Annotated in this window: 12 protein-coding genes; 7 read left to right on the top strand and 5 right to left on the bottom strand. The window is 74.4% G+C overall.

Features of this window, described 5'->3' with window-relative positions; all coding sequences use genetic code 11:
• The first annotated feature begins 35 nt into the window (after positions 1-35).
• Complete coding sequence (locus tag ACFYM6_RS12210; RefSeq protein WP_073834894.1) at positions 36-398, top strand: DUF742 domain-containing protein; 363 nt, start codon at positions 36-38, stop codon at positions 396-398.
• Positions 379-1,002, top strand: coding sequence for an ATP/GTP-binding protein (locus tag ACFYM6_RS12205; protein WP_387274808.1), 624 nt, complete (start codon positions 379-381; stop codon positions 1,000-1,002). The genes ACFYM6_RS12210 and ACFYM6_RS12205 overlap by 20 nt, the downstream gene beginning before the upstream one ends.
• A gap of 79 nt (positions 1,003-1,081) precedes the next feature.
• Here the strand turns inward: ACFYM6_RS12205 and ACFYM6_RS12200 are convergent, their stop codons facing one another.
• Genes ACFYM6_RS12200 through ACFYM6_RS12180 form a run of 5 tightly spaced genes read right to left on the bottom strand, consistent with a single transcriptional unit; the run spans position 1,082 to position 8,843 of the window.
• Positions 1,082-2,170 carry a uroporphyrinogen-III synthase gene (locus tag ACFYM6_RS12200; protein WP_387274807.1) on the bottom strand — a complete coding sequence of 363 codons (1,089 nt, stop codon included), beginning with the start codon at positions 2,168-2,170 and terminating at the stop codon, positions 1,082-1,084.
• Positions 2,170-2,586: a nitrite reductase small subunit NirD gene (gene nirD, locus ACFYM6_RS12195; RefSeq protein ID WP_387274805.1), complete on the bottom strand. Its 417-nt coding sequence runs from the start codon at positions 2,584-2,586 to the stop codon at positions 2,170-2,172. Before nirD ends, ACFYM6_RS12200 begins: the two co-directional genes overlap by 1 nt.
• Positions 2,583-5,114, bottom strand: a complete 2,532-nt coding sequence (gene nirB, locus ACFYM6_RS12190) for a nitrite reductase large subunit NirB (RefSeq protein WP_387274803.1) — start codon at positions 5,112-5,114, stop codon at positions 2,583-2,585. The genes nirD and nirB overlap by 4 nt, the downstream gene beginning before the upstream one ends.
• A 35-nt stretch (positions 5,115-5,149) precedes the next feature.
• Positions 5,150-6,610 carry an FAD-dependent oxidoreductase gene (locus ACFYM6_RS12185; protein WP_387274801.1) on the bottom strand — a complete coding sequence of 487 codons (1,461 nt, stop codon included), beginning with the start codon at positions 6,608-6,610 and terminating at the stop codon, positions 5,150-5,152.
• A 37-nt stretch (positions 6,611-6,647) separates the two neighbouring features.
• Entirely contained in the window at positions 6,648-8,843 is a 2,196-nt protein-coding gene (locus ACFYM6_RS12180) for a molybdopterin oxidoreductase family protein (protein WP_387274799.1), read from the bottom strand.
• 146 nt (positions 8,844-8,989) lie between these two features.
• On the opposite strand from ACFYM6_RS12180, the gene ACFYM6_RS12175 reads away from it, so the two are divergent.
• The 5 genes from ACFYM6_RS12175 to rplM all read left to right on the top strand — a co-directional run bounded on the left by ACFYM6_RS12175 (position 8,990) and on the right by rplM (position 12,491).
• Positions 8,990-9,685 (top strand): class I SAM-dependent methyltransferase, encoded by a 696-nt coding sequence (locus ACFYM6_RS12175; RefSeq protein ID WP_387274798.1) that lies wholly within the window; start codon positions 8,990-8,992, stop codon positions 9,683-9,685.
• A 134-nt stretch (positions 9,686-9,819) separates the two neighbouring features.
• Entirely contained in the window at positions 9,820-10,080 is a 261-nt protein-coding gene (locus tag ACFYM6_RS12170; protein ID WP_265007346.1) for a DUF6364 family protein, read from the top strand.
• Positions 10,070-10,363, top strand: a complete 294-nt coding sequence (locus ACFYM6_RS12165; RefSeq protein WP_387274796.1) for a hypothetical protein — start codon at positions 10,070-10,072, stop codon at positions 10,361-10,363. Before ACFYM6_RS12170 ends, ACFYM6_RS12165 begins: the two co-directional genes overlap by 11 nt.
• A 122-nt stretch (positions 10,364-10,485) precedes the next feature.
• Positions 10,486-11,856, top strand: coding sequence for a nitrate/nitrite transporter (locus ACFYM6_RS12160; RefSeq protein WP_387274794.1), 1,371 nt, complete (start codon positions 10,486-10,488; stop codon positions 11,854-11,856).
• 191 nt (positions 11,857-12,047) lie between these two features.
• The gene (rplM, locus tag ACFYM6_RS12155) at positions 12,048-12,491 is read left to right on the top strand and encodes a 50S ribosomal protein L13 (RefSeq protein ID WP_073834885.1); all 444 of its coding nucleotides are present in this window, start codon (positions 12,048-12,050) and stop codon (positions 12,489-12,491) included.
• The last annotated feature ends 18 nt before the right edge of the window (positions 12,492-12,509 follow it).

Here is a 12,509-nt window from a genome sequence, read left to right as displayed (position 1 = left end):
CCGACCGGCTCCGTACGGAGGGAGGTGATCGCGAGATGGAACCACGGCGGGATCCGCGTGGGGCGCTGGTGCGACCGTACGCGGTCACCCGCGGCCGCACCGAGCCGTTGCAGAACATCGCGTTGGAGGCGGTGCTCTCCTGCACGCCCACACAGTCGGCCGAGGCGCGGTTCGCCGGGCACGACAAGTACCGCATCGCCCTGGTCTGCGAGGGCCGGGCGCAGTCGCTCGCGGAGATCGCCGCGTACACCCGGATGCCGCTGGGCGTCACCCGGGTGCTGGTCGCCGACCTGGTGGCCGAGGGCCTGCTGACGCTACACACTGCCGCTCCCGCGACGGGGTTCCAGGAGCGGATGAACTTGCTGGGAAGGGTGCTAAGTGGACTTCGCGAACTATGACCCCGCCGGGGCGAGCCGCAGCCGGGAGATCATCTCCGCGAAGATCGTGGTCGCGGGTGGCTTCGGGGTGGGCAAGACCACCCTGGTCGGCACGATCTCCGAGATCACGCCGCTGACCACCGAGGCGCTGATGACCGCGGCCGGGGTGGGCATCGACGATCCGTCGAAGGTGCCCGGCAAGGAGACCACCACGGTCGCCATGGACTTCGGCCGGATCACCATGGCCCAGGACCTGATCCTGTATCTCTTCGGCACGCCGGGCCAGACCCGTTTCTGGTTCATGTGGGACGAGATCATCCGGGGTGCGGTCGGCGCCACGGTGCTGGTGGACACCCGGCGGATCAGCGATGCCTTCGCCCCGCTGGACTACTTCGAGAACCGCAACCTGCCGTACGTGGTGGCGCTGAACCGGTTCGACGGCGCCGCGCAGTACGAGCTGGAGGAGGTCCGCGAGTCGCTGGCCATCTCGCCCGACGTGCCGCTGGTGATGTGCGACGCCCGGCAGCGCGAGTCGGTCAAGCAGGTGCTGGTGACCGTGGTCGAGCACGCCATGCTCCGGCTGCAGGCCGAGCACGACCGGGGCTACCCGGCCTCGGTCGGCTGACCGCCCGCCCGTCCCGTCCGTAGCCGGACCGGACGGGCGGCTCGGCCGGTCGGTGCGCCGAAGTCAGCTCCCGCTGCCGTCAGTCCACGCGGAGGCGGTAGCCGCGCTTGACCACGGTCTGCACCACCCGGGGCGCCGTCAGGCCGACCCGCAGCCGGGCGACCGCCATCTCCACCGCGTGCTCGTCCGCGCCCCGGGGCAGGGTACGCAGCAGCGCGGTGCGGGACAGCACCTTGCCGGGCGACGCGGCGAGCGCCCGCAGCACCGCCATCGGGGCCGGCGCGAGCGGCCGCAACTCCCCGTCGACCACGGCGGCGTGCCCGCGCAGCGTCAGCTGGTGTCCGCCGGCCCGCACGGTCACCGTCCGGCGGGGCAGCTCGTCCACGATCGTCCGCACCAGGGCGCCCAGTCGGGCCCGGCTCGGGGCGGCCACCGGCACCCCCCGCCGGACCAGCGGTTCGGCGGTGACCGCGCCGACGCAACCGGCCAGCACGTCCCCCCGCAGCGCCGCCAGCACCGTCTCGGTGCGGTCCCCGGCCGCCCGCAGCAGCGCCTCCGCCGCCGGGGCGGAGGTGAACGTGACCGCGTCGACCATCCGCCCCGCGACCAGGTCGATCAGCCGGTGCAGCGGAGCCGGGTCGGTCGGCGGCGCCCACCGGTAGACCGGTACCTCGAGCACCGTGGCACCGGCCGCTTCCAGCGCCTCGGTGCACTCCGGCTGCCGCTCGCCGTGCAGTTGGAGCGCGACGACCTGACCGGCCACGCCGCGCCGGACCAGGTGGTCGATCACCTCGTCGCAGCTCTCCGAGGCCGGGGACCAGTGCTCGCGCAGCCCGGCGGCCCGGATCGCGCCGGTCGCCTTCGGGCCGCGGGAGACCACGTAGGACCGGGCGAGCACGGCACGCAGGGGCTCGCCCAGGCCCCACCCCTCGGCCGCCTCCAGCCAGCCGCGCATCCCGATGCCGGTGTTGGCCATCAGCACGTCCGGCGGGCGGTCCAGGCAGGCCCGGGTGGCCTCGCGCAGGTCGGTGTCGTCGGCCAGCGGCACGATCCGCAGGGCCGGGGCGAGCACCACCCGCGCGCCGCGCCGCTGCAACAGCGCGGCCAGCTCGTCGCGTCGCCGGTCGGCGGTGACCCCGATGGTGAAGCCGGCCAGTTCCTCCCGCATCACTCCTCCTGCCGCAGCCGCACCTCGACCTGCCCGTCCCGGCAGCGCACCTCGTGCCGCCGCAGCGCCACGTCCGGGAGGTCCAGGCACCACCCGGTCCGTAGGTCGTAGACCTGCTTGTGCAGCGGGGAGGCCAGCGTCGGCACGCCGCCGCGGCTGCCGACGATCCCCCGGGACATCACGTACGCGCCGCCGACCGGATCGAGGTTGTCGACCGCGTACAGTTCGCCGCCGGTCCGGACGAGCGCCACCTGCACGCCGTCGACCAGCGCGGCCATCCCGCGATCGGGGTCCAACCGGTCGAGCGGGCAGACCGACGTCCAGTCGAGCCTCCTCGTCGCGTCACCTCGCTCCGCTCGGCGTCGCGACGAGGTCAAGAGGCTGAGCTGACTGATTCGCTCGCTGCGCTGGCTCATCGGCGTACCTCCGGAAGGCCGAGCGCCACCGGCTGGCGGCGGCGGTCGGCGCCGGCCGCCGGTGGTGCGCCGCGCGCGGGCACCGGCTGGCCGCGTTCGACGGCGAACGTGATGGACGGATCGGGCACGTCGGGGGCGTTGACGAACGAGGTGAACCGGCGCAGCCGCTCCGGGTCCGCCAGCACGTCCCGCCACTCGTCCGAGTACGACGCGACGTGCCGCGCCATCGCCGCGTCCAGTTCGGCGCAGAGCCCGAGCGAGTCGTCCACCAGCACCGAGCGCAGGTGATCGAGCCCGCCCTCCATCGCCTCGAGCCAGGCGGCGGTGCGCTGCAACCGGTCGGCGGTCCGGATGTAATAGATCAGGAAGCGGTCGATCAGCGTGACCAGCTCGTCGGTGCTCAGGTCGGTGGCGAACAGGTCGGCGTGCCGGGGCCGGAAGCCGCCGTTGCCGCCGAGATAGAGGTTCCAGCCCGTCTCGGTGGCGATGACGCCGAAGTCCTTGCCGCGGGCCTCGGCGCACTCCCGGGCGCAGCCGGAGACCGCCGCCTTGAGCTTGTGCGGGGCGCGTAGTCCCCGGTAGCGCAGCTCCAGCGCGACGGCCAGCCCGACCGAGTCCTGCACCCCGTACCGGCACCAGGTCTCACCGACGCAGGACTTCACCGTGCGCAGGGCCTTGCCGTACGCGTGGCCGGACTCGAAGCCGGCGTCGACCAGCCGGCGCCAGATCTGCGGGAGCTGCTCGACCCGGGCCCCGAACAGGTCGATCCGCTGCCCGCCGGTGATCTTGGTGTACAGCCGGAAGTCCCGGGCCACCTCGCCGATCACGATCAGCTTCTCCGGGGTGATCTCCCCGCCGGGGATCCGGGGCACCACCGAGTAGCTGCCGTCCCGTTGCAGGTTGGCCAGGAAGTGGTCGTTGGTGTCCTGGAGGGACGCCTGCTCACCGTCGAGCACGTGCCCGGTGCCGAGGGAGGCGAGGATCGAGGCCACCACCGGCTTGCAGATGTCGCAGCCGCGCCCGCGCCCGTGCTCGGCGATCAGCTGCGAGAAGGTGCGGATGCCGCGGACCCGGACGATGTCGAACAGCTCCTGCCGGCTGGCGTCGAAGTGCTCGCAGAGCGCGGTGGACTGCCGCACCCCGGCCGCGCCGAGGAGCTGCTTGAGCATCGGTAGGCAGGAACCGCAGCTCGTACCGGCCCGGGTGCACGCCTTCAGCGCCGGCACGTCCCCCGCCCCGCCCGCGATCGCCGCGTCGATGTCCGCCCGGGTCACCGCGTTGCAGGAGCAGACCTGGGCCGCGGCCGGCAGCGCGCCGACCCCGGCGGGGGCGCCGCCGGCCGGCGCCAGCAGGGCCAGCGGGGGAGCGGGCAACGGCCCGCCGACACTCGCCCGCAGCGTCGGGTACGCGCTGGCGTCGCCCACCAGGACGCCGCCGAGCAGCGTCCGCGCGTCGTCGGAGAGGACCAGCTTGGCGTACGTGCGGGTGGCCGGGTCGGTGAAGGTGACGTCGAGGCAGCCCGGGGAGGTGCCGTGCGCGTCACCGAACGAGGCCACGTCCACCCCGAGCAGCTTGAGCTTGGTCGCGGTGTCCGCGCCGGGGAAGGTGGCCGCCCCGCCGAGCAGCCGGTCGGCGACCACCTCGGCGGTCGCGTACCCGGGGGCGACCAGGCCGTGGCAGGTGCCGTCCACCGCCGCGCACTCACCGACCGCCCAGATCCGTTCGTCCGCCGTCCGGCAGGTCGCGTCGACCAGCACCCCGCCCCGCGGCCCGAGCGGCAGGCCCGCCGTCCGGGCCAGCTCGTCCCGCGGCCGGATGCCGGCGGCCACCACGACCAGCTCGGCGTCGACCGTACGGCCGTCGGAGAGCTCCAGCGTGGCGACCGTGCCGTCCGGGCCGGGGCGCAGCGCGGTGGTGGCCACCCCGAGGTACGGGGTGACGCCGAGCTCCTCGACGTAACGGCGGAGCATCGCCCCGCCCGCCTCGTCCACCTGTACCGGCATCAGCCGGGGCGCGAACTCGACCACGCTGGTGGACAGGCCCAGCAGGCGTAGGGCGTTCGCCGCCTCCAGGCCGAGCAGGCCGCCGCCGATCACCGCCCCGGTCCGCCGGCCCCGGGCGTGCTCCCGGATCGCGGCCAGGTCGTCCAGCGTCCGGTAGCCGAAGACCCCTGGCAGGTCGGCGCCGTCGACGGGCGGCACGAACGCGTACGACCCGGTGGCCAGCACCAGGGCGTCGTACGGGTGCCTGCCGGTCGCCGTGGTCACCACCCGCCGCGTCCGGTCGATCCCGGTGGCCGGCTCGCCCAGGTGCAGCACCACCCCCTCGTCGGGAGTGTGCAGGTTCAGCTCCGCCGCGCCGACCCCGTCGAAGTAGGCCGAGAGCCGGACCCGGTCGTACGCCGGCCGCCGCTCCTCGGCGAGCACTGTCACCCGCCAGCGCCGGTCGTGGTCCCGGGCCCGCAACGCCTCGACGAAGCGTTGCCCGACCATGCCGTTGCCGACGACCACCAGATTGCCGCCCCGCATGCCATCACCTCCGCTTTCCCGTCCCCGCACACCGTTCATCGCGTCACCGCCACCGGGTCCGCCTCGGCGAGCCAGTCGGCGATGCCGGCGACCGCGTCCCGGCAGCCGCCGCAGCCCGTCGCCGCCCGGGTCGCCGCCGACAGCTCCTCGACGGTCCGGGCGCCGGCACGCCAGCACGCCACCAGCGCCCCCTTGTGGACGTCGTTGCACTGGCACACCGTGGCCGCGTCCGGCATCAGCGCCGGGGACGCGGCGGGGGTGGCCGGGGTGGCGCCGAACGCTCGCCCGAGCAGTAGCGCCCGGCGGTCCGCGGGCACCGGGTCACCCCGGTCGAAGAGCTGCACCACCGTGCCGACGGCCGGGTTGTCGCCGAGCAGGATCGCCCCGGTCAACCGGCCGTCGCGGATCCGCAGCCGGGCGTACGTGCCGCGGGTCGGGTCGGCGAAGGTCAGCTCCTCGACCGGTCCGCCGTCATCCGGGGCGGTGCCGGCGGGCGGTGTGGCGTCGGCGGTGTCGCCCATCGCGGCGAGGTCGATGCCGGCCGCCTTGAGCCGGGTCACCACCGGCCGCGGTCGGTACCGGGCGAGCGGGTCCTCGCCGGCCAGCACCTCGGCCACCACCCGGGCCTGCGCCCAGGCCGGGGCGACCAGCCCGGTCAGCGCCCCGGCGTGCTGGGCGCAGTCGCCGATCGCCGAGATGTGCCGGTCGCTGCTCCGCAGCCGGTCGTCCACCAGCACGCCCCGATCCACGGCCAGCCCGGCCGCGGCGGCCAGGGCGGTGTCCGGGCGTACGCCGCAGGAGAGCACCAGCAGGTCGGCGTGGAGCGAACGGCCGTCGGCGAGGTCGAGGCGGACTCCGTCGGCGTCGGCGGCCACCCCGGTCGCCGGGACGGCCAGCGCGGTCCGTACGCCCAGCCCGGCGAGGGTGCCGGCGAGCATCGCCCCGGCGGTCGGGTCGAGCTGTCGTTCCATCAGCCATCCGGTCGGGTGAACCACGGTCACGTCCAGCCCCCGGGCGGCGAGCCCGCGCGCGGCCTCCAGCCCGAGCAGCCCGCCGCCGAGCACCAGGGCGCGGCGGGCGCCCCGGGCGGCGGCGAGGATCCGCCGGCAGTCGTCCAGGGTGCGGAACAGGACCACCCGGTCGGGCAGCGGGTCGAGCCCGGGCAGCGGCGGCACCACGGCCCGGCTGCCGGTGGCGAGGACCAGATGGTCGTAGCCGTGCCGGTCGCCGTCGGCGGTGCGTACCTCCCGGGCGGCCCGGTCGATCGCGGTGACCGCCAGCCCGGTCCGGACGTTCACGCCCTGCCCGGCGACCTCGGTCAGCTCCACGTCCGGCTCGTCGAGCTTCCCGGCCAGCAGGGCGGAGAGCATGATCCGGTTGTACGCCCGGTGCTGCTCCGCCCCGAGCACCGTGACCTTCCGGTCGCCGTCCCGCGCGTGCAGTTCGGCGGCGAGCCGCGCGCCCGCCATCCCGTAGCCGACGATGACCACCCTCATGGCGACTCCGTCGAGCAGTGTCCGAAGATTCGCTCGCTCATGCCTTCTCCACCCGGACGGCGCAGATCTTGAATTCCGGCATACCGGAGACCGGGTCGACGGCGTCGTTGGTGACCGAGTTGGCGCGCGCCGGGCCCGGCCAGTGGAACGGCGCGAAGACGGTGTCCGGCCGGATCGCCGGGCTGAGCCGGGCCGGCGCCCGCAGCTCGCCCCGGCGGGAGACGACGCGCACCTCGTCGCCCCCGGCCACGCCGAGCCGGTCGGCCAGGTCCGGGTGCAGCTCGACGAAGCCCTCCGGGGCGGCCCGGCGCAGCGCGTCGACCCGCCGGGTCTGCGCGCCGGACTGATAGTGGGCGAGCACCCGGCCGGTGGTGAAGTGCAGCGGGTACTCCGCGCACACCTCCTCCGCGGCCGGCCGGTGCGTCACCGGGTGGAACCGGGCCCGCCCGTCCGGCGTCGGGAAGGACTCGGTGAAGAGCCGGGGCGTGTCCGGCCCGTCCGGGTCGGGGCAGGGCCAGAAGACGCCCGCGTTCCGTTCGACCCGCTCCCAGGTCACCCCGGCGTAGTCCGCCGGCCCGCCGGCCGAAGCCCGGCGCAGTTCCTCGAAAACGGCGCGCGGATCGGCCGGGAAGCCGTGCCCGCCGGCCGCGTTGCCCCCGCCGCTGGCAGCGGACCCGGGCGTTGGGCAGGGGGCCGTGCGGTGCGGAGTGCGATGAAGAAGGGCCCCTGCGTGCAGTCGGGCGGCCAGGCCGGCGAGGACGGCCAGGTCGGTGCGGACCCCGGGCGGCGGCTCGCGCAGCGCCCGCCGGCGGAGCACCCGACCCTCCAGGTTGGTCATCGTGCCGTCCTCCTCGGCCCACTGCGCGACGGGCAGCACCACGTCGGCCAGGTCGGCCGTCTCGGAGCGCACGAAGTCGGCCACCACCAGCAGGTCGAGGGCGCGCAGCCGGGACTCGACCCGGGCCGCCCGGGGCGCCGACACCACCGGGTTGGAGCCGAAGACCAGCAGCGCTCGGGGGCCGGTCTCGGTGCCGAGGGAGTCCAGCAGGGCGTACGCGGGCACCCCGGGCCCGGGCAGGTCGTCGGCGGGTACGCCCCAGACCCGCGCCACGTGCTCCCGGGCCGCCGGGTCGTCGATCCGCCGGTACCCGGGGAGCTGGTCGGCCTTCTGCCCGTGTTCCCGCCCGCCCTGGCCGTTGCCCTGGCCGGTGAGGCAGCCGTACCCGGAGCCGGGGCGGCCGGGCAGGCCCAGGGCGAGCGCCAGGTTGATGAACGCGGTGACCGTGTCGACGCCCTTGGCGTGCTGTTCCGCGCCCCGCGCGGTGAGGATGATCGCGCGGTCCACCGTGGCGAGCGCCCGGGCGGTCGCCTCCAGGTCGGCCACCGGTACGCCGGAGAGGCGTTCCACCTCGGCCGGCCAGTACCCGGCCACGGTCCGCCGGACCTCGTCGAAGCCGCTGGTCCGGTCGGCCACGTAGGCCCGGTCGATCCACCCCTCGGTGAGCGCGATGTGCAGCAGTGCGTTGGCCACCGCCAGGTCGGTGCCGGGCAACGGTTGCAGGTGCCGGTCGGCCTGCCGGGCGGTGGCGGTGAGCCGGGGGTCGATCACGATCAGTTGGCCGCCCCGGGCACGCTGGTCGGCGAGGTGCCGCAGCAGCGGCGGCATGGTCTCGGCCGGGTTCGCGCCGACCAGCAGCAGGGTGTCCGCCCGGCCGAGGTCGGCGAGGGGGAAGGGCAGCCCCCGGTCGACGCCGAAGGCGCGCAGCCCGGCCGCCGCGGCCGAGGACATGCACCACCGGCCGTTGTAGTCGATGTGCCGGGTACGCAGCGCCACCCGGGCGAACTTGCCGAGCGCGTACGCCTTCTCGTTGGTCAGCCCGCCACCGCCGAAGACCGCGACCGCGTCCGGCCCGTGCCGGTCCTGGACGGCGCGGATCCCGGCGGCCACCCGGTCGAGGGCCTCGTCCCAGCTCGCCGGGCGCAGCGGCGCGCCGGGCCGGTCCCGCAGCAGCGGGGTGGCCAGTCGGTCGGGGTGGTCGAGCAGTTCGGCGGCGGTCCAGCCCTTCTGGCACAGCCCGCCCCGGTTGGTGGGGAAATCGCGGGGCGCGACCTCGATCCGCCCCTCGGCCTCGCGCAGCACCATGCCGCACTGGAGCGCGCAGTACGGGCAGTGGGTGGCGACCTCCCGGCGGTGGACCCCCGGTCGCGTCGTCACGCGGGCACCCTGTGTCATGTCGGGAAAGCGTGCCGGCGGGCGGTTTCCGGTCCGGGTCCCGTCTGTTTCGGTCCTGTCAAGAGCGCCTCACACCGCACGGGAGTGACGGGCCGGATGGGCAGGTTTAGAATGTGAGACGGGAATCCTGAATAATGGGAGGCGCGATGAGTGTGGCGGACGCGTTCGACGCGGTGGCGGGGAGCTACGACGAGGCCCGGCGCCGGCTGGTGCCCTGCTTCGACGCCTTCTACGGCACCGCGGTCCAGGTCGCGGCACCGCCGCTGCGGGCGGCGCTCGCGTCGGGGCGTACCCCCGAGGTGCTGGACCTGGGCGCGGGCACCGGCCTGCTCTCCCTGTTGCTCGCCGCGGCGGTGCCGGGCGTCCGGCTGACCCTGGTCGACGCCGCGCCGGGCATGCTCGCGGTGGCCACCGGCCACCTGGCCGCCCGGGGGGTGTCGCACCGGACGGTGCTCGCCGATCTGACCGACCCGCTGCCCGCCGGCCGCTACGACGCGGTGGTCTCGGCCCTGGCCATCCACCACCTGGCCGACGACGGCAAGCGGGCGCTCTACCGGCGGGCGGCCGAGACGCTGGTGCCCGGTGGGGTGTTCGTCAACGCCGAGCAGGTCGCCGGCCCGACCCCGGCGCTGGACCGGCGCTACGACGAGGTCTGGACGGCCCGGATCACCGAGCTGGGCTCGGACGCCGAGGAGATCGCCGCGGCCCGGGAGCGGATGCGGCACGACCGGCCGGCGCCGGTGACCGACCAGTGCCGCTGGCTCACCGACGCCGGCCTGACCGACGTGGACTGCTTCTTCAAGGAGTGGCGGTTCGCCGTCTTCGGCGGCCGCCGCCCGTGACGGTCGGCGCGGCTCGACCGTCGCGTCGGGCCGGCCAGCCTGAGCGCCCGCCCCGCCCCTGCCCCGGTGTCCGGTTCGCCGACGGGCGCGAGTGGGGATGACTGCTGGTCATACCAGTGGGTAATCTGTCCGACATGACCGCCAAGGTGACGCTGTCGTTCTCGGATGAGACAATCGAGGAGGCGCGCCGGTTCGCCAAGCGGGAAGGGCTCTCCCTCTCCGCCTGGATGGACCAGGCCGCCCGGGAGAAGGCGCTGCGCGAGGTCTTCACCGCGCACGCCGCCGCCGTCGGCCGCGCCGGCCTGGATCTGGAGTCCGCGGCCCTGGCCGACGCCCAGGAGGCCGCGATGGTCGACGACGCCCTCTTCGGCGGCGGACGTCCGCGTGCTGCGTAGGGGAGAGGTCTGGCGCATCTCCGGCGCCCGGGAACGGCTCGGACTGGTGATCAGCTCCGACGTCTACAACTCCACCGACGTACCGATCGTGATGGTGGCCGAGGTGGTCGAGGAATCGTTGCTGCGGGACTCGCCCCTCGCGGTGGCCATGGGCGGGTACGTGGTGATGCCCGACCGGCTCTCGTCGCCCATGAAGAAGTGGTTCACCGAGTGCGTGGACGTCGCCGACACCGAGACCATGCAACGGGTCGGCCGGGCGCTGCGCATCCTCCAGGAGCTCTGACCGGCTCACCGCCGGTTCCCGGCGGACGTGCGGTCTCCGTTTCCGGCCCGACCCGGGACGGGCACGGCCGGGAAACCAGCCGTTCCTAGCGTCCCCCTCGTCATCGACGAGGAGGAGTCGCCGTGAGCACGCTCGCTTCCCCCCGGGCCCCGGCCCCCGACGCCGGGCGCCGGCGCTCGATCACCGACTGGCGCCCCGAGGACCCCGGGTTCTGGGACACCGCCGGGGCCCCGATCGCCCGCCGCAACCTGTACGTCTCGATCTTCGCCGAGCACGTCGGCTTCTCCGTGTGGAGCCTCTGGTCGGTGACGGTGCTCTTCCTCGGCCCGGAGTACGGCATCGACCCGGCCGGGAAGTTCCTGCTCACCGCCGTGCCGGCCGCGCTGGGAGCGGTGCTGCGGCTGCCGTACACGCTGGCGGTGGCCCGGTTCGGCGGGCGGAACTGGACCGTCGTCAGCGCGCTGCTGTTGCTGGTGCCGGCGGTGCCGATGGCGCTGCTGATCGAGCCGGGGGTGTCGTACTCGACACTGATGGTGCTGGCCTGCCTGAGCGGGGTCGGCGGGGGCAACTTCGCCTCGTCGATGGCGAACATCAACCTGTTCTTCCCGGACCGGCTCAAGGGCCGGGCGCTCGGGCTCAACGCCGGCGGCGGGAACCTCGGCGTGCCGGCGGTGCAGCTCGTCGGGCTGGCCGTGCTGGCCACCGCCGGGGCCGCGTACCCCCGGCTGGTGCCGGCGGTCTACCTGCCGCTGATCGTGCTCGCGGCGCTCGCCGCGGCGCGCTGGCTGGACAACGTCCCCGGGGCGCGCAACGAGCCGGGCGCGCTGCGGGCTGCCGCCCGCGACCCGCACACCTGGGTGATGTCGCTGCTCTACGTGGGCACCTTCGGCTCGTTCATCGGCTTCGGGTTCGCCTTCGGCCAGGTGCTCCAGCTCCAGTTCCACGACCGGTTCCCGACTCCGGTCGACGCCGCCTGGCTGACCTTCCTCGGGCCGCTGATCGGCTCGCTGATCCGGCCGGTCGGCGGTCAGCTCGCCGACCGGCTCGGCGGAGCCCGGGTCACCTTCTGGAACTTCGCGGCGATGGCCGTGGGCGCCACGCTGGTGCTGTACGCCGCCCGCGAGCGGTCGTTCCCGCTCTACCTGGTCGGGTTCCTGGCGCTCTTCGTGTTCTCCGGGCTCGGCAACGGGTCGACGTACAAGATGATCCCGGCGATCTTCCGGGCCCGGGCCGCCGCCGAGGCGGAGCGGACCGGAGACCGGGCGGCGGCCGAGCGCCGCAGCCGGCGGCGGTCCGGGGCGCTGATCGGCATCGCCGGGGCGGTCGGCGCCTCGGGCGGGGTGCTGGTCAACGTGTCCTTCCGGCAGTCCTTCCTCGCCGCCGGGAACGCGGACGCGGCCTACCTGGCCTTCATCGGCTGGTACGCGCTCTGCTTCGCGGTGACCTGGGTGGTGTACCTGCGGCCGGGGCCACGTAAGCTGTCCGGCGTGTGACCTGCGCCATGGTGGAAGCGCGGGCCGCGCGGGGACCACCCCGTTTTGACCTGCCGCCGGACGGCCGGGTATCGTTGCCTGCTGTTGTACGACATTCTTAAGGCGTGCCGCATCAGGTACGCTTGGTCGTTCGTGCGCGCCTGGTCACCTCGGCGCGCGACCCCAGACCGACGACGAGACAAGGTAGACCTGTGCGTACGTACAGCCCGAAGCCGGGTGAGATCGAGCGTCAGTGGCACGTCATCGACGCCTCTGATGTCGTGCTGGGCCGCCTCGCGACCCACGCCGCCACGCTGCTGCGTGGCAAGCACAAGCCGACTTTCGCGCCGCACGTCGACACGGGCGACTTCGTCGTCATCGTGAACGCGGGCAAGGTCGCGCTGACCGGCAACAAGCGCCAGCAGAAGATCGCTTACCGCCACTCCGGTTACCCGGGTGGTCTGAAGCAGGTCGGCTACGAGGAGCTGCTCACCAAGCGTCCCGAGCGGGCCATCGAGCTGGCCGTGAAGGGGATGCTCCCGCACAACAAGCTCGGCCGTCAGATTCTCAAGAAGCTGAAGGTCTACGCCGGTGCCGAGCACCCGCACGGCGCGCAGCAGCCGGTGCCGTTCGAGATCAAGCAGATCGCGCAGTGAGCGCGGGCGAAGGAAGCA

The sequence above is a fragment of the Micromonospora sp. NPDC006431 genome, from assembly GCF_042870725.1.
Classification (GTDB): domain Bacteria; phylum Actinomycetota; class Actinomycetes; order Mycobacteriales; family Micromonosporaceae; genus Micromonospora.
Note: the sequence above shows the minus strand (reverse complement) of the source record. Positions and strands in the feature narration are given on the sequence as shown.